Source organism: Arthrobacter sp. SLBN-112 (assembly GCF_030944625.1).
Classification (GTDB): Bacteria; Actinomycetota; Actinomycetes; order Actinomycetales; family Micrococcaceae; genus Arthrobacter.
The window spans coordinates 236,398-252,431 of the sequence record NZ_JAUSXY010000001.1 but is presented as its reverse complement, the minus strand read 5'-3'; the positions used below and the strand labels follow the sequence as shown (position 1 = coordinate 252,431).

At 66.5% G+C, this 16,034-nt stretch carries 13 protein-coding genes, 3 tRNA genes and 2 pseudogenes; 13 read left to right on the top strand and 5 right to left on the bottom strand.

Annotated elements, in window-relative coordinates; all coding sequences use genetic code 11:
• Positions 1–75: 75 nt before the first annotated feature.
• The 3 genes from QF050_RS01185 to QF050_RS01175 are packed head-to-tail and all read left to right on the top strand — an operon-like array spanning position 76 to position 3,216.
• Positions 76–1,191 (top strand): hypothetical protein, encoded by a 1,116-nt coding sequence (locus tag QF050_RS01185; RefSeq protein WP_308932065.1) that lies wholly within the window; start codon positions 76–78, stop codon positions 1,189–1,191.
• Positions 1,188–2,315, top strand: a complete 1,128-nt coding sequence (locus QF050_RS01180) for an ATP-binding cassette domain-containing protein (protein ID WP_374121488.1) — start codon at positions 1,188–1,190, stop codon at positions 2,313–2,315. Before QF050_RS01185 ends, QF050_RS01180 begins: the two co-directional genes overlap by 4 nt.
• A 1-nt stretch (position 2,316) precedes the next feature.
• Positions 2,317–3,216 (top strand): ABC transporter permease, encoded by a 900-nt coding sequence (locus QF050_RS01175; protein WP_308928775.1) that lies wholly within the window; start codon positions 2,317–2,319, stop codon positions 3,214–3,216.
• Positions 3,217–3,237: 21 nt separating this feature from the next.
• Here QF050_RS01175 and QF050_RS01170 read toward each other — a convergent pair whose 3' ends face one another.
• The 4 genes from QF050_RS01170 to QF050_RS01155 all read right to left on the bottom strand — a co-directional run bounded on the left by QF050_RS01170 (position 3,238) and on the right by QF050_RS01155 (position 7,471).
• A complete protein-coding gene (locus QF050_RS01170) occupies positions 3,238–4,707 on the bottom strand; it encodes a C40 family peptidase (protein WP_308928774.1) in 1,470 nt (489 codons plus the stop codon).
• 208 nt (positions 4,708–4,915) lie between these two features.
• Complete coding sequence (locus QF050_RS01165) at positions 4,916–5,374, bottom strand: metallopeptidase family protein (RefSeq protein ID WP_308928773.1); 459 nt, start codon at positions 5,372–5,374, stop codon at positions 4,916–4,918.
• Positions 5,375–5,383: 9 nt separating this feature from the next.
• A complete protein-coding gene (locus tag QF050_RS01160; protein WP_374121487.1) occupies positions 5,384–6,364 on the bottom strand; it encodes a DMT family transporter in 981 nt (326 codons plus the stop codon).
• A gap of 90 nt (positions 6,365–6,454) precedes the next feature.
• Positions 6,455–7,471 carry a PHP domain-containing protein gene (locus QF050_RS01155; protein WP_308928772.1) on the bottom strand — a complete coding sequence of 339 codons (1,017 nt, stop codon included), beginning with the start codon at positions 7,469–7,471 and terminating at the stop codon, positions 6,455–6,457.
• Positions 7,472–7,634: 163 nt separating this feature from the next.
• Between QF050_RS01155 and QF050_RS01150 the strand changes: the two genes are divergently transcribed.
• From QF050_RS01150 to QF050_RS01110, 9 genes and pseudogenes are all read left to right on the top strand, one after another.
• A tRNA-Glu gene (locus QF050_RS01150) sits at positions 7,635–7,707 on the top strand.
• 90 nt (positions 7,708–7,797) lie between these two features.
• Positions 7,798–7,871: transfer RNA gene (locus QF050_RS01145), tRNA-Asp, on the top strand.
• 48 nt (positions 7,872–7,919) lie between these two features.
• Positions 7,920–7,995: transfer RNA gene (locus QF050_RS01140), tRNA-Phe, on the top strand.
• A 737-nt stretch (positions 7,996–8,732) separates the two neighbouring features.
• Positions 8,733–10,326, top strand: a pseudogene (locus QF050_RS01135) (glycoside hydrolase family 68 protein).
• A gap of 180 nt (positions 10,327–10,506) precedes the next feature.
• The gene (locus QF050_RS01130; RefSeq protein WP_308928771.1) at positions 10,507–10,962 is read left to right on the top strand and encodes an Asp23/Gls24 family envelope stress response protein; all 456 of its coding nucleotides are present in this window, start codon (positions 10,507–10,509) and stop codon (positions 10,960–10,962) included.
• The gene (locus QF050_RS01125; RefSeq protein WP_308928770.1) at positions 10,959–11,150 is read left to right on the top strand and encodes a hypothetical protein; all 192 of its coding nucleotides are present in this window, start codon (positions 10,959–10,961) and stop codon (positions 11,148–11,150) included. Before QF050_RS01130 ends, QF050_RS01125 begins: the two co-directional genes overlap by 4 nt.
• The gene (locus QF050_RS01120; RefSeq protein ID WP_308928769.1) at positions 11,147–11,527 is read left to right on the top strand and encodes a hypothetical protein; all 381 of its coding nucleotides are present in this window, start codon (positions 11,147–11,149) and stop codon (positions 11,525–11,527) included. Before QF050_RS01125 ends, QF050_RS01120 begins: the two co-directional genes overlap by 4 nt.
• Entirely contained in the window at positions 11,524–12,162 is a 639-nt protein-coding gene (locus QF050_RS01115) for a hypothetical protein (RefSeq protein WP_308928768.1), read from the top strand. The genes QF050_RS01120 and QF050_RS01115 overlap by 4 nt, the downstream gene beginning before the upstream one ends.
• Positions 12,159–12,770 (top strand): hypothetical protein, encoded by a 612-nt coding sequence (locus QF050_RS01110; protein WP_308928767.1) that lies wholly within the window; start codon positions 12,159–12,161, stop codon positions 12,768–12,770. The genes QF050_RS01115 and QF050_RS01110 overlap by 4 nt, the downstream gene beginning before the upstream one ends.
• 21 nt (positions 12,771–12,791) lie before the next feature.
• Here the strand turns inward: QF050_RS01110 and QF050_RS01105 are convergent.
• A pseudogene (locus QF050_RS01105) lies at positions 12,792–14,598 on the bottom strand (glycoside hydrolase family 13 protein).
• A 140-nt stretch (positions 14,599–14,738) separates the two neighbouring features.
• Between QF050_RS01105 and QF050_RS01100 the strand changes: the two are divergent.
• Positions 14,739–16,028: an ABC transporter substrate-binding protein gene (locus tag QF050_RS01100; RefSeq protein WP_308928766.1), complete on the top strand. Its 1,290-nt coding sequence runs from the start codon at positions 14,739–14,741 to the stop codon at positions 16,026–16,028.
• Positions 16,029–16,034 lie beyond the last annotated feature (6 nt).

Genomic DNA, 16,034 nt, shown 5'->3' with positions numbered 1-16,034 from the left:
GGTTCCAACACGCTGGATTCCAGTGGAGAGTTGCAGCAGCGCAGCAGATTGAGCCGCCGGACATGGCTTCGGTGGATGCCTGCCGCCGCGGCCCCGGTGGTGATCGCGGTGGGCGCCCTCACCGGGTCCCTGCCGGCCAGCGCCGGAGACCCGCTTCCCGCGAAAACCCCTGCACAAGTCCTGGAACTGGTGGGCACCCATCAGGTCCACACCTTCTCAGGAACCCTGGAGCAGGTTGCCGAACTGGGCCTCCCGGAGCTTCCGGCCGCCGGGAAGACCTCCGCCCCTGCATCAGCCGGGAGCGCCGCTTCCGTGATTGAGCTCTTGTCCGGCCGGCACACGGCACGCATCTACGTCGACGGCAAGGACAACGCCCGCGTGCAGGTAGTGGACCAGTTGGCCGAGCGGGACGTGGTCCGGCACGGCAATGACGTCTGGTTCTACTCATCGAAGGACAACACCGCAGAGCACCTGACGCTGCCGGCAAAAACCCAGGATCCGTCGCCCTCGAAGGACGCGCAGGGCGCACCCGGCCTTCCCGCGCCGGGCGACCTGGCGCAGCAGTTCCTGTCTAAAGTCGATCCCACCACAGCCGTCACCGTGGGGCCGGATGTCGTCGTGGCCGGGCGCAGCGCCTACAACCTGGTAATTGAGCCCCGCACGGATGCCACGCTGGTGGGCAAAGTGGCCATCGCCGTGGACGGCCAAACCGGCATGCCACTGTCCGTCCAGGTGACCGCCCGCGGAGCGGACAAGCCCGCGTTCCGTTCCGGCTTCACCGCGCTCTCCCTGGACGCACCGGACCAGTCCCTGTTCAGCTTCACGCCACCGCCCGGCAGCACGGTAAAGGACGTGCCGGTTCCAGCCAAGACCCATGAACCAGCAGATGCTCCCCATCCCGGGCCGATGACCAGCCCGGACCAGTTGCTGCCGCAGCTCGAGGCCAAGGCACACGTCTCCGTGGCCGGCACCGGCTGGGAAACCGTGGTGGGCACGGCACCCGGCGCATCCGGCCCAGCCGCCCAATCACTGCTGAGCGATCCGCTGCTGTCCCAGGCCGCAGTCGCCGTGCCGGGCGGCCGGCTGCTCTCCACCGCCCTGCTGAACGTGCTGATCACCGACGACGGCCGGATCTTCGCAGGCATGGTGCCGCCGGAGAGGCTGCAGGCCGCAGCGGCAGCAGCTCGGTGAGTGCCGGCCGGGCGGGCGCTGGTCCGGTGACTGACGGGCTGGCGATCGAGACCCATGGCCTGAGCAAGCGGTTCGGCCACCAGACTGCCGTCGACGCTGTGGACCTTGCCGTCCCGCACGGTGCGGTGTTCGGTTTCCTGGGGCCCAACGGGTCCGGCAAAACCACCACCATCCGCATGCTGCTGGGGCTGGCTGCCGCGTCCGCCGGAACGGTGAACCTGCTCGGCCGGCAGATGCCCGATGAGTTCCACGACGTGTTGCCGCGGGTCGGCGCCCTGGTGGAAGGGCCGGCGTTCTACCCGTTCCTCTCCGGGGCCGCCAACCTCCACCGGCTCGATGCCGCCGGGCGGCACACCATTCCGGCCACCCGCAAGGCCAGGGTGGAACGTGCCTTGGAACGGGTGGGCCTGGAGCATGCGGCCGGGAAGCGCGTCCACGCGTACTCGTTGGGGATGAAGCAGCGGCTGGGCATAGCCAACGCCTTGCTCTCGCCCCGGGACCTGTTGGTGCTCGACGAGCCCACCAACGGGCTGGATCCGCAAGGAACCCGTGAGGTGCGCAATCTGGTCCGGTCCCTGGCCCACGAGGGCACCACTGTTTTCGTCTCCAGCCACCTGCTGGCCGAGGTGGACCAGATGTGCACGCACGCCGCCGTGATGAGCGCCGGCAAACTCGTGGCGCAAGGCCCCCTGTCCGAGCTCCGGCAGGCCGGCAGCACCCGGCTCCGGCTGGTCACCCCGGACGGCGATGCGGCACGGCAAGTCCTTGCCCGGCTGGGGCTGGCACCTGAACCTGGACCAGCGGGGTCCGGGAAAAGGGAACTTGGACAGGAGGGTCCCGGGCAAGCGGCACCCGTACCCGGCCCCGGACAACCTGGGACCGTGGGTGCGGAATCTGCACAAACGGGCCACCCATACCCTGAGCCCGGTAAGGCGTCGCCGGACGGCGAAACCATCGTGGCGGCCCTGGGCGTCCCGGCGCAGCAATCCGCGCCGCTTCCGGAAGAAGTGGTGGCGCACCTGGTCCAGGCCGGTGTGCGTGTCCGGGGCTTCGCCGTCGAGCGTGAAAGCCTCGAAGACCGCTTTGTGGCCCTTACCGGGGAAGGATTCGACGTTGCCCAGTAGCATGCCTGCTGATATCCCACAGGCGGGGACTGCCACGCCCGCAGCCCCGGAGCACACTTCCATGCAGTCCAGCGCCAGGATGTCCGGTTCAGGCATATCGCTGCTGGCCTCGGAACTCAAAGTCCTGTTCAGCCGGCGCCGGACGTGGGCGCTGCTGTTGGCCCTGGCCGCCATTCCGGTGCTCATCGCCGTCGCGGTCAAGGTCTCGTCCGCCGTCCCGCCCGGGCGCGGTCCTGCCTTCCTTGACCGGATCACGCAGAACGGCCTGTTTGTGGCTTTCACCGCCATGCTGGTGTCCGTCCCGCTGTTCATGCCGCTCACGGTGGGCGTGGTGGCCGGCGACACGATCGCCGGGGAAGCGAGCCTGGGAACCCTCCGCTACCTGCTGGTTGCCCCGGCAGGCAGGGTGCGGCTGCTCCTGGTCAAGTACGTGGGTGCACTGGCCTTCTGCATCGTGGCGCCGCTGACCATCGGCCTGACGGGGGCGGCCATTGGAGCGGCGCTCTTCCCGGTGGGGCCCGTGACGCTGCTCTCCGGCGGGGTGGTCCAGCCCGCTGAAGCTGCCGTGCGGATAGTGCTGATTGCCGCCTACATCGCCGTGTCCCTGGCCGGCCTCTCAGCGATCGGGCTTTTCCTGTCCACCATGACCGTGGTCCCTGTCGGCGCGATGGCAGCCACCGTGGTGGTCTCGGTTGTTTCCGAAGTCCTGGACCAGCTTCCGCAGCTGGAATGGCTGCACCCGTGGCTGTTCAGTCACTACTGGCTTGGCTTCGGCGACATGTTGCGCCAGCCGGTGCTGTGGGACTCGTTTGCCAGCAACGGACTGCTCCAGGCGGGCTACGTGGCTGTGTTCGGGGCGCTGGCGTACGGCCGTTTCGTCACCAAGGACATCCTGAGCTGACTGGGGGCCCCGCAATGCGGCTCAGTAGCGGGCAGCGTAGGGGTAGAGGTCCATCCCCACCATGGAGCTGATGCTGGACACGGTGATGCCTTCCTGCGGATTGAGCGCCTGCACCACTTGGCCGTTTCCGAGGTAGATGGCCACGTGGTAGAAGTTCGGAGCCGAACCCCACACCAGGAGATCGCCGCGGCGCGCCTGCGAGATCGGAACGTGGACAGGGGCGGCAGCGTACTGCTGGGACGCGGTCCGCGGGAGGTACTTCCCGGCGGCGGCGAAGGCATTCTGCACCAGCCCCGAGCAATCAAAGCCATACACCCCGGTACCACCCCACTGGTAGTAGTACGGCGCGCCGACCTTCCCCAAGGCAACGGAAATCGCTGTCTCGTAGGTGCCTGCGCCGGTTGACGGGGGCGTCGGGGCGGGGGCGGGCGCGGGGGCCGGTGCGGGGTCGGCCGGAACAGGGGCCGGGGCAGGAGCAGCGGGGGCGGGGGCCGCGGGAGCGGGTGCGGCCGGTACCGGAGCGGCGGGCGGCTGGGCGGCCACCGGAGCCGGGGCAGCCGGTGCCGGAGCGGCGGGAGCGGGCGCTGCGTCTTGGGCCGTCGTGTCCCGGGCCGGGGTGTTCTGCGCGGCGGCCTGGTCCTGCGCCGCCTTATCCTGTGCCGCTTTGTCCTGCGCTGCCTTGTCGGCAGCGGCAGACAATGCCGCAAGCCGGGCTTCTTCACGCTGCCGGTCCAGAGCATCCACCCGGGCCGATTCCAGCGCCACGGTGGTGTTGCGGAGCTGCGCCAGTTGGTCCACCAGGATGGTCCGCTGCGCCTTCGCGTCGGCCACGGCTTTGGCCTGCGCGGCGTTGGCCTCTTCGGCCTGGGACTTCCGCTGTTCGGCGGTTTTCGCAGCATCGTCAGCGGCCTTGGTGGCATCGTCTGCGGATGCCGTCAGGGAGCGGTACGCGGTGGCCGCGGCGTCGGCAGCTTCAAAAGCGCGGCTCCGGCTGGCGGACAGGGCTTCGAGCGTGGCGGCCTGCTGCAGGCTGTCCCCGCCGCCGGCCAGGGTTCCGAGCGTCGGGTTCAGGCCGCCGTTGCGGTAGAGGTCGCCGGCGAGTTGCCCCACCTGTTTCCGGGTTTTGTCCAGCTGTTCCTTCGCGGACGAGGCACGGGCGGAGGCTGCGGACGCGGCTTGGGTCCGTTGCTGCAGCTCCACCAGCGCCTCGCTGTAGGAGTTGTTTGCCTGCATCGCCACCGCGAAGGCTGCCTGCTGGGCCGTGGATGCGTCCGCGAGGATGCGCTCGATCGCGGTGACCTGGTCCGCCGTCGCAGTCTCGCTGGCTTTAGCCGCGGCAATGTCCTCCGGCGACGGGATGTCCGGCGACGCCGGAACGGACAGGGGCGCGGAAGGTGCCGGTACAGCAGCTGCGGGTGTTGCGACGGAGGCAAAAAGTACGACGGCGGCGCACAGCACGGCCGTTTTGCGGCCGGATCCGGATAAAACCATGTGCAGAGACCTCGCAACAATATGGCTGGGAGTGAGGTTCTGGATGCGGCACGACGGTACCCCTCAGCTGCTCGCCAGCAGTCCGAGGTTACGTGACTGGCTGCACATTGGCAACAGCAGTCACATCAATAACATAAACCACAAGAATGTCATTTACGGCGTTGGTGGAGGCAGCGTGTCGTGCGGTCAAGCGCGGGCCGGAGCTGGCTCAGCCCCAGCCCAGCTCGTGCAGCCGGGCATCGGAAATGCCGAAGTGGTGGGCGATCTCGTGCACAACGGTCACGGCCACTTCGTGGATCACGTCCTCCCGGGAGTCGCAGATCTCCAGGATGGGTTCGCGGAAGATGGTGATGCGGTCCGGCAGGGAGCCGGCGTCCCACCACGAGTCGCGTTCAGTCAGCGGTACCCCTTCGTAGAGTCCCAGCAGCACCGCCTCCGGATCTTCCCCGGGGCCAGGGACATAGTCGTCCTCGATGAAGACGGCCACGTTGTCCATGGCGCGGGCCAGGCGGTCAGGAATGCTGTCCAACGCGTCCTGGACGGCCGTCTCGAACTCGTCCGGAGACATGGCGAATCCGGAGCGCCCGTCCGTGGCGGGTTCATGCGGGGCGGCTCCGTCCGGACCGGAGGGGACGATCGGCAGGCCCGGCGGCAGGCTGGCTGGCATAGGTCGACTCTAGCCCCGAAGCGGCCGGTGCTGCCCGCGGGCTGCCCGGGTCCTTCGCCGGGTCAGGCCAACGCCCACCAGGCACACAAGGCCGCCCGCCAGCCCCCAGGCCGTCGGGATCTCGCCAAGCACGAGCCAGGAGATGAGGACCGTGGTTCCGGGAACCAGGTAGGTGGTGGCAGCCAGCTTTCCGGCGTCCACCAGGGACAATGCGTAGGCCCATGTGGTGAACGCGATTGCGGTGGGAAAGACGCCCAGGTACACCAGCCCCCAGGTGGCCTGCGGCGGGGCGGCCTGCACCTCGGCCGCGAGCTGCCCGGCAAAGGGCAGGCAGCACAGCGCCCCCACCACGATGCCGAACCAGGTGGCCTGCGCCGCGGGTAACTTCCGCACCACCGGCTTCTGGATGATGACGCTCACTGCGGCGAGTACCGCGGCAAGGAGGCACAGCGCCACACCGGCGAGGTCCGCCGTCGTACTCCCGCCCGGGGTGCGCGGCTGTCCCGAGCCGATGGCAATCATCGCGACGCCGGCGAAGGCCACCGTGCTGCCGATCAGCAGCCAGCGCGGAAAACCTTCCTTCAGGAAGATACCGGCCATGATCGCCACCAGGATGGGATTGACGTTGATCAGCAGGGCGCTGGTGCCTGCGTCCAGGATGTGCTCGGCGGCGTTCAGCGCCACGTTGTAGCCACCGAACCACATCACTCCGTAGGCGAGGATGGGCAGCCACTCCCGTCCCCGGGGCAGCAGGCGGCTCCTCAGGAGTTGCGGCAGGACCAGGAAGGCCAGGACGACGGCGGCGATCGCCAGCCTGCCCAGCGTCAGGGAGCCGGGGGAAAAATGGGGGCCGATCGCCCGGATTCCCACGAACGCCGAGGCCCACAGCAGCACTGTGACCGCCATGGCCGCCACGCCGAGGGCCTTCACCGGGGCGGCTGCGGCAGCTGGGGGAGTGAGGGGTTCGCGCGCGGGGCTGGTTGAGGGCATGAACCAAATGTAGCGGCGGCGCCGGAGCCCGGCTGGCGGGAATCGGACATGTCTGTGCCCGACAGTGCGCCTGCCGATGACCGTCGTTGACTACTTCGAACCTGCCCAGGCCAGCAGCTTGTTCACCGGCCAGGTGGTGATGATCCGCTCAGTCGGAACGTTGTTTCGGGCCGCCCGTTCGGCGCCGTACTGCAGGAAGTCCAGCTGCCCAGGTGCGTGTGCATCGCTGTCGATCGAGAACAGGCAGCCGGCCTCCAGTGCCAGCTGGATCAGGGCGTCGGGCGGGTCCTGCCGCTCAGGCCGGGAATTGATCTCCACGGCAACGTTGTGCTCTGCGCAGGCGGCAAACACTTCCTTGGCGTCGAATTCCGACGGCGGCCGGGTCCCGCGCGAGCCCTCCACCAGGCGGCCGGTGCAGTGGCCCAGGATGTTGGTTTGGGGATCGCGGATGCCGCCGAGCATCCGCGTGGTCATGGTCTTGCGGTCCGCGCGCAGCTTCGAATGGACGCTGGCCACCACGATGTCCAGGCGCTGCAGCAGTTCCGGTTCCTGGTCCAATTGGCCCGATTCCAGGATGTCCACCTCAATGCCGGTCAGGAGCCTGGTGGGTCCGCCGCTGCCATTAATGCCCGCCACCACGTCCAGTTGGTCCCGCAGGCGTTCGGGGGAGAGTCCGTTGGCGATGGTGAGGTTGGGGGAGTGGTCGGTCAGGGCCAGGTACTCCCGGCCCAGTACCTCCGCGGCGGCGACCATCAGCTCGATGGGGGAGCCGCCGTCGGACCATTCGCTGTGGCTGTGGAGGTCGCCCCGCAGCGCATCCTGGACCTCCGTGCCGCCGGCTGCCAGCGGCTGGGCGCCCTTCTCCCGGAGGTCCGCCAGGTACTCGGGGACCTGTCCGTCCACGGCTTCCCGGATCACCGTGTAGGTCCGGTCGCCGATCCCCTTCATGGACTTCAGCCGCCCCGACCGTGCACGGGATGCCACTTCGTCCGGGCCCAGGGTGGCGATGGCGGCGGCCGCCCTGCGGAAGGCCTGCACCTTGAAGGTGGCGGCGCGTCCGCGCTCCAGCCAGAAAGCAATCTCGTTGAGGGCTGCGACGGCATCCATCCGTCCATCTTGGCCCCTGCAATGGCGGAACGCGGTGTTTTTGGCCGATTTTGGATAATTCCTGCAGAGGCCCTATAGTTGTTGAGTCCAGTTCGGAGAAACGCAAAGGACAAAGACGGAAAGCCTCGCTTGACGCCTTTTATTTTGTTCCGAACGGGTTCTGGCCCCCATCGTCTAGCGGCCTAGGACACCGCCCTTTCACGGCGGCGGCACGGGTTCGAATCCCGTTGGGGGTACGCAAGGAACTGGTCAAGCAGGCTAAGAAAGTCTGGTAGGCTGGAAGCCTTGAAAAAAGCGGTAGAGATACCGCAAAGCAAGAAACGCAAGGCCCTGTAGCGCAGTTGGTTAGCGCGCCGCCCTGTCACGGCGGAGGTCGCGGGTTCAAGTCCCGTCAGGGTCGCTCTGATTGCTGGAATTAATTCCGGCTCTCATGGTGACTAGTCACCTAGGCTCTGTAGCTCAGTTGGTAGAGCGTTCGACTGAAAATCGAAAGGTCACCGGATCGACGCCGGTCGGAGCCACCACTGGGAAGCATCAGTTCTTCGGAACTGGTGCTTTTCTTCGTTTTAGGCGTGATATTGTGCGCCACCGCATTCGCCGGCGACGTCCAGATTCATCTGCGCCTCCGCGGTTCATCTACGCGACCCACATTCGTCTGCGCCTCCGCGGTTCATCTGCGCGGCCCATATGTGCGCGTCGTCACGGAGTATCAGACGCGAAGATGAATATGCGCGTCCTCACGCGAGCGCACCGCCTTGGAGCGCAGTCTCGCACCTCCACCCAGACTCTGGCATTGCCTGCCTTTTCCCCCTTGGACGGGTCCGGCATCCACGCGCCCAGCATGCCCTGGCGCGACTTTGGACGCCGCGTCGAGGCCGGCCAGCAAGCGTGGCGTGCGCAACATCTGCGCGCCCGGCAACAAAAAATTCCCTGGTGCCACGAAACATTTGACCTGCGCCAAACCGCTTGTGGCACGCGCGCGCATTGGCTTGCGTAAGCGCTTGCATCCTACTCGCCGGTAGGCGTTTGGAGGCCCCGAAACAGGGTTTGAAATGCTCGCGGGATGCCGCCTAGCGTGGATCGCGGCCAGGGAAAGCATGCTTTCCATCTGCCCGGGGCCCTACCCAGGCCCTGCTGATTCCCGACACACAAAGGCGTCTCCGACGGCACCTGAGGTGTTGCCGGGGCCGCGGATGTTGTCGGGGCAATGGGCACACGCCCGTCTTCCACGAACAGTTACAACTCCGCGAGAAGAGCAACAATGCACAAGCACCCCCAAAACCGGATGCTGCGGTGGCGCTCCGCCGCCGCAGCGTTGGCGGCTGCCGTCGCCGCCTCGGCCTTCCTGGCCGTCCCCTCGGCACAGGCCAACGAGCCGTCCGACCCGCCTGCCGTCCAGCAGATGCCGGCGCCCGCTCCGGGCTTCCCCCTCCCGACCGGACACACGCAGCAGGCGTTCGATCCGGCGTCGGACTTCACCTCCAAGTGGACCCGCGCCGATGCCAAGCAGATCATGGCCCAGAGCGATTCAACGGTCGCGCCGGGTGAAAATTCCATGAGTCCCGACGTCACCATGCCGGAGATCCCCCAGGACTTCCCCACCATGAACGACGACGTCTGGGTCTGGGACACCTGGTCCCTTACCGACGAGAATGCCAACCAGATCAGCTACAAGGGCTGGGACGTCATCTTCTCCCTGGTAGCAGACCGCCACGCCGGCTACGGCTTCGACCAGCGCCACTGGAACGCCCGGATCGGCTACTTCTTCCGCAAGACCAATGCGGACCCGGCCAAGGACAAGTGGAACTACGGTGGCCACCTGTTCCTGGACAACACCTCCATCGGTAATACCGAGTGGTCCGGTTCCACCCGCCTGATGCAGGGTGACCATGTCAACGTGTTCTACACGGCCACCACCTTCTACGACATCGCAGAGCGCAATGCCGGCGGCGGCGGGATTGCTCCCCGACGCTGCGATCGCGAAGGCCCTGGGCAACATCCACGCTGACAAGAACGGCGTCACGTTCGATGGATTCCAGCACACCAAGCTGCTGGAACCGGACGGAAAGATGTACCAGACCAAGGCGCAGAACCCCGGCTTCGCGTTCCGCGACCCCTACACCTTCGTTGACCCGGCCCACCCGGGCAAGACCTACATGGTCTTCGAAGGCAACACGGGCGGCACCCGCGGCGATTACAAGTGCAAGGACGAGGACCTCGGCTACAAGCCAGGCGATCCGCACGCCGAAAACGTCAACGACGTCCAGAGCAGCGGTGCTTACTACCAGACCGCAAACGTGGGCCTCGCCGTGGCTGACAACAAGGACCTCACCAAGTGGTCCTTTCTCCCGCCGATCCTTTCCGCGAACTGCGTGAACGACCAGACCGAGCGGCCGCAGATCTTCATCCAGAATGAGGGCGGGAAGAACAAGTACTACCTGTTCACCATCAGCCACCAGTTCACCTATGCAGCCGGCATGCGCGGTCCTGACGGCGTCTACGGCTTTGCGGGCGACGGCGTCCGTTCCGACTTCCAGCCGATGAACAACAGCGGCCTGGCGCTGGGGTCCCCGACGGACCTTAACCTCGCAGCCAACGCACCGGAGAGCCCGTCAGCGAAGCAGAACGGCCGGCAGTTCCAGGCCTATTCGCACTACGTGCAGCCCGGCGGCCTGGTGCAGTCGTTCATCGACAACGTCAACGGCGTCCGCGGCGGCTCGCTGTCGCCGACCGTGAAGATCAACTTCCGCAACGCCGTATCCCAGGTTGACCGCAGCTTTGGCCGGAACGGCCTTGGCCCGTTCGGCTACCTGCCCACCAACGTCAGGGTGGGCGGCGAGGGCCTGTACAAGTAGGCCGCTTTTGCACCACCGCCGGTAATCCGGCGTATACCGCCCAGGCGGGGATGTCCTTGGGGGCTTCCCCGCCTGGGTCTTTCCATTGGGCACCACCTTCGGCGCGGCGGGCCGCAGTGTTTCCGGCACATCTGTCGCAGGCTGGGGATAGGGTGGAATCAATAGAAGGGGGAGTGCCTGATGGAATACCAGAACCCACAACCCGTGGTGCCAAGCCGTCCTGCCGCCAGCCCGGTGACGAGTCCGGGGCCGGGACGCACAGTAATCTCCGAAACCGCCGTGGCCAAGGTGGCGGGAATCGCGGCGCGGGCCGTCCCCGGCGTCTACTCCCTTGGCTCGGGTCCGTCCCGTGCACTGGGTGCCATCCGGGACGCCGTCGGAAGTTCGGACCACGCAGCCGGAGTCCACGCGGAGGTGGGCGAGACGCAGGTAGCCGTGGACATCACCCTGGTAGCAAGCTACGGCACCCCCCTGCATTCGCTGGCCAATGACGTCCGCGCCGCCGTTTACCGCGCCGTCGAAGAGCTCGTCGGCCTGCAGGTCATCGAAGTAAACGTCGAGATCACGGACGTGTACGTGCCACCGCCGGTCAAACCGGCAGCGCCGGCGGCTGTGGACCGGGAGGCATTGCTGTGAACCTCACCATTGCGGGCATGGCCATGGGCGCCTTCGTGGCGTTCATGTCACTGCAATTCGGCTTGTGGGGATTCATCGTGTCCCTGCTCTTCATGGCCATCGGAGCGATCCTGGGCCGCGCCGCCGAGGGGAAGCTCGATCTACGCGGCGTGATCGATGCCATCATCGGCCGGCGTTCGTCCTCATGAGTTCACCAGCGCCCGTTGCGAGTGGGCAGGCGCTCAGCGGCCATAACCGGATCAGCACCCAGGCATTGACCAGCCTCGCCAAGGCAGCAGCTGCCCAGGCCCTGGGCGTGGACGCGCAGGACATACGGGCGGATTGGACGGACGACGACGGCCTGCTGGCTTTGTCCCTCGTCGCCCCCATCAGCATCCCTCCTTTGCAGTCCGTGGTGCTGGATCCGGCGCGGGTCCCGGCATCCGGCGGTTCCATCTGGGACCGCACGGTCATGGCCAAGGCCACCATTCTGGAGACCGTCTCGGAGCTCAGCGGCTCCAGGCTGAGCCGGGTGGATATCCGCATCAGCGGGGCAAAGATCAGCGCAGGAGGGCGGGTGCAGTGAGCAGCAGCGTGGAAAACCGCCGGGCAAGGGCTGGTTCCCGGGCGAGCAACGGGCCGGACATGCGCAGGATCACCTACCGCGAGACGCACTCGCCGCGCGCCGCGGTCTCGGTCGTGGCCGCCGCGCTGGTCCTGGCGCTGGCCGGTTATGGGGTCCTCGAATCCGGCGTCCATGCCGTCGGGCAGCCTGCCTGGCTGATTGAGCCGCAAGTGGCTGCCCAACGGATCGTGAATCTTCCTTCCGGCGTACCGCCGCTGCTGCTGGGTGCGATCGGTGGTGTGCTTGGCATGCTGGGAGTGATCTTCTTCCTCAACGGGATACTTCCAGGACGGCGGGCGCGCCACCTGCTGGCCGGCGGCCGCCGTGGTGGGTCCGCGGGTGCAGTGGTGGACGACGAAGTTGTGGCATCCTCGATCGCACGCCGCGCCCGGCTGGCCGCCAACGTCACACCGGAGCAGGTGATGGTGGTGGTGTCCCAACGCCAGGTTTTGGTGAATGTCCGGCCCACCTCCGGTGTTGCGGTGGACCAGGACAGGGTGCTTGCTGCAGTCAGCGAGGAACTGGACCAGATGCAGCTGGAACCGGCCCCCGTTGCCCGCGTCAACGTGGCCCCGTCCGGGGTGATCGGAGCATGAACAGCACCCCTGCCCTGCTTAACCGCGTCCTCCTCACCCTGCTGGGCGTTGTCCTGCTGACGGTGGGCCTGCTGCTGGTTTTACTGGCAGCTGTGCCCGCAGTCGGCCCGTGGTGGCACGCCTGGGCATCCGGGGCATGGGACGGCGTAAACCAGGCCTTCACTTCCACCCGGTTCCCCGGCGGGCAGGAAAGCTGGCTGTGGATTGTGGTGGCCCTGGCACTGCTGGTCCTGATGGGCCTCATGGTTGCCTGGATTGCGCAGCAGGGAAAGGGCAGGGCAAACGTCCTTGTAGCCGAGTACGACCCCGGTGACATTCCCGGCGATGTCCGGATCGGTGGCGGCGTAGCGGAGCAGGCCCTCAGGCAGGCCCTTGAGGGCCGCCCGGACCTCGCTGGTTTCTCGGTCACCACCTATGACGTGAAGGGCTCTCCCGCGCTGAAGGTCCGGCTTATGCCGCGCCAGGGTGTGGCACCACACCTGCTGGCCGCCGAGGTATCCGGGCTCCTGGACGCCTTGGAAGCTGTGGTGGGCAAGGAGATACCCGTCCTTATCCACATCGGTTCAGGAGCGCGGACGCGCTTCAGCCGGGCTGAGCGCGTCCGCTGAACTGCCTCCGGACTTGCGGGGTCACTCCTGCAGGAGGTAGACGGTGCAGTCCACGGGAACTTCCCGCATTGCTGCCCTGTCTTCGGCCGGGTCGGGACCGCTGGAGAGCGCTATGGTGTACCCGTTGGGCACGGGCGCCGAGGCGAAGCCCAGGTTGGACAGGACAATGACATCTCCGTTCCGGAAGGCCAGCAGCCCGCTGTCCGGCGCGTGCTCATCGGTCCACTCCACCGTCCCGTTGCCGAGGCGGTGCGCCGACCTGAACGCAATGGCAGCCCGGTAGAGCTCCAGGGTGGAGCCTTCCTCGCCGTCCTGCTGGTCCGCAGCCAGGGGTCCGAAGCTCTCCGGCTGCGGGAGCCATGGCGCGGACGCCTGGCCGGAGTGCCCGCCGGAAAACCCGAAACCCGGTTCGCTCCCGGCCCACGGCAGCGGGACGCGGCACCCGTCACGGCCGATCTCGGCTCCGCGGGTCCTGAAAAATGTCGGATCCTGCCTGGCGGACGCCGGCAAGGTGGTGTGCTCCGGAAGCCCCAGCTCCTCGCCTTGGTAAAGGTAGGCCGAGCCCGGCAATGCCAGCGCGACCAACGTGGCGGCGCGGGCCCGGGCAAGGCCCAGGGCAGCGTCCGGCTGTTCGTCTCCGGCCCCAATTCCTTTCGGAAAAGTGGTGGGATCCTTGAGGCCGAACCGGGTGGTGTGCCGGACTGTATCGTGGTTGCTTAGTACCCAGGTGGACGGAGCTCCCACGGATGCTGCCGCTGCCAGTGAAGCGTTGATGGCTTCGGCCATCCGCTCGGCATCCCAGCCGGCCAGCAGGAAATCGAAATTGAAGGCCTGTTGCATCTCATCCGGCCTGACGTACCTGGCCAGGCGTTCGGCAGGTTCAACCCACGCCTCCGCCACCATCATCCGGTCGCCGCCGTATTCCGCCAGGACCCGGTTCCAGTCACGGTAGATCGCGTGCACGCCATCCTGGTCAAAGAAGGGCGACGGCGGGTACATCGGTGAGACGGCCCGGTGCGGTTCCTCCGCGTCGTTGTGGGCGCGGGGCGCGTCGCCGGGCAGGTGGCTTTCCCGGCGCGGGCCGGACGTTCCTTCCACCATCGCTGCGGCGCCGTCCCAGTCAGGCAGGCCTGCCTCCTTGACCAGGCCGTGGGCAACGTCCACCCCGGAAGCCGTCTGCGCCGCGGTCCAGCCAAAAGCGCAGCACCGAACGCATCTCCTCCTGCACTTCCGGGTTTTCCCAGTTCAGGTCGGGCTGCTTGGTATCGAACAGGTGCAGGTACCACTGGCCCGGCGAGCCGTCCGCTCCGGTGAGGCGGCTCCATGCCGGTCCGCCGAAGATTGATTTCCAATTGTTGGGCGCCAGCCTGCCGTCCCCCGATCCCGGCACTTCGTCCTTGCCGTCCCGGAAGATGTACCTTTCACGTTCCGGGCTTCCCGGGGCTGCCGCCAATGCTTCCTGGAACCAGACATGCTCGTCGGAGGTGTGGTTTGGGACCAGGTCCACGATGACCTTCAAGCCGCGGCGGTGGGCTTCCTGCAACATCGCATCGAAGTCCGCCATGGTACCGAAGAGCGGATCCACCTGACGGTAGTCCGCGACGTCGTAACCACCGTCGGCCTGCGGCGACTTGTAAAACGGAGAGAGCCAGATGGCGTCCACGCCCAGCTCTTCCAGGTAGGGGAGCCGGTTCAGAACGCCCCGCAAATCGCCCATTCCGTCGCCATTGCCATCGGCGAAGGACCGGGGGTAAATCTGGTAGACAACGGCATCCGCCCACCATGCGGAGGGTACGGAACGCGGCGCCGGAACGGACGGGTTGGGCATTTGGTTCCCCTAAGATAACTTTTTGATGTAAACGCTTGCATTCGCGACAGCAACCTTACTAGTGTGATGGTCACCACATCAACCTCACCTAGCAAGCGCACTGTCGACTTACTTGTCACTCAGCGAGGAGCTTCAAGCTAATGAAAACCCCGAGATTCCTGCTTCCGGCCGCCACGGCCGGCATTCTGGCCCTGACGTTGTCCGCCTGCGGTGGCGGCGGCGGAGGGGGCACCACCGGCGGGGGAGGCAGCGACGCTGACGCCAACCTCGACGGCCGCGGCCCCATCACGTATGTCCAGGGCAAGGACAACAGCAACGTCGTCCGTCCGCTTATTGATAAGTGGAATGCCGCGCACCCGAATGAAAAGGTCACCTTCAAGGAACAGACCGACCAGGCCGACCAGCAGCATGATGACCTGGTCCAGCACTTCCAGGCCAAGCAGTCCGACTACGACGTTGTCGACGTGGACGTTGTCTGGACCGCCGAGTTCGCGGCCAAGGGCTGGCTGCAGCCGCTGAAGGACAAGATGGCGATTGACACCAGCGCCATGCTGAAGCCGACCGTGGACAGCGCCACGTACAAGGGCACCCTGTACGCTGCCCCGCAGACCTCTGACGGCGGCATCCTGTACTACCGGAAGGACCTGGTCCCCACGCCTCCCAAGACGTGGGACGAGATGATGAGCATGTGCTCCATCGCCCAGCAGAACAACATTGGTTGCTACGCCGGCCAGTTCAGCAAGTATGAAGGCCTGACCGTCAACGCGTCCGAGGCCATCAACTCCGCCGGCGGCTCAGTCCTGGACAAGGACGGCAAGCCCAGCGTGAACACTCCGGAAGCGAAGGCCGGCCTGGGTAACCTGGCCAAGGCCTACGCTGACGGGAACATCCCCAAGGAAGCCATCACCTACAAGGAAGAAGACAGCCGCCAGGCATTCCAGAGCGGCAAGCTCCTGTTCCTGCGCAACTGGCCCTACGCCTTCAACCTGATCACCACTGAAGGATCTTCGGCGGTGAAGGACAAGACCGGCCTTGCAGCACTTCCGGGCAAGAGCGGTCCGGGTGCGTCCTCGCTTGGCGGCCACAACCTCGCTACCAGCGTGTACTCCAAGAACAAGGCCACCGCACTGGACTTCATGAAGTTCATGACCTCAGCGGAGACCGAGAAGTTCTACGCCACCCAGGGTTCCCTGGCTCCGGTCCTCGGCTCGCTGTATGAAGACCAGGAACTGGTTGCCAAACTGCCCTACCTGCCGGTCCTGAAGACGTCCATCGAGAACGCCGTACCGCGTCCCGTAACGCCTTTCTACCCGGCCGTCACCAAGGCAATCCAAGATAATGCCTACTCCGCTATCAAGGGAGAAAAGACAGTGGACGCTGCACTTTCCGACATGCAGAACGCCATTCAATCCGCCGGTGCAGGATCGTAGTCCTGC

Coding starts and splice junctions, on each gene's coding strand:
- QF050_RS01185 (WP_308932065.1), top strand. CDS start 76: ATGCCTGCCGCCGCGGCCCCGGTGGTGATCGCGGTGGGCGCCCTCACC.
- QF050_RS01175 (WP_308928775.1), top strand. CDS start 2,317: ATGCCTGCTGATATCCCACAGGCGGGGACTGCCACGCCCGCAGCCCCG.
- QF050_RS01170 (WP_308928774.1), bottom strand. CDS start 4,707: ATGGTTTTATCCGGATCCGGCCGCAAAACGGCCGTGCTGTGCGCCGCC.
- QF050_RS01165 (WP_308928773.1), bottom strand. CDS start 5,374: ATGCCAGCCAGCCTGCCGCCGGGCCTGCCGATCGTCCCCTCCGGTCCG.
- QF050_RS01160 (WP_374121487.1), bottom strand. CDS start 6,364: ATGCCCTCAACCAGCCCCGCGCGCGAACCCCTCACTCCCCCAGCTGCC.
- QF050_RS01155 (WP_308928772.1), bottom strand. CDS start 7,471: ATGGATGCCGTCGCAGCCCTCAACGAGATTGCTTTCTGGCTGGAGCGC.
- QF050_RS01130 (WP_308928771.1), top strand. CDS start 10,507: ATGGAATACCAGAACCCACAACCCGTGGTGCCAAGCCGTCCTGCCGCC.
- QF050_RS01120 (WP_308928769.1), top strand. CDS start 11,147: ATGAGTTCACCAGCGCCCGTTGCGAGTGGGCAGGCGCTCAGCGGCCAT.
- QF050_RS01110 (WP_308928767.1), top strand. CDS start 12,159: ATGAACAGCACCCCTGCCCTGCTTAACCGCGTCCTCCTCACCCTGCTG.
- QF050_RS01100 (WP_308928766.1), top strand. CDS start 14,739: ATGAAAACCCCGAGATTCCTGCTTCCGGCCGCCACGGCCGGCATTCTG.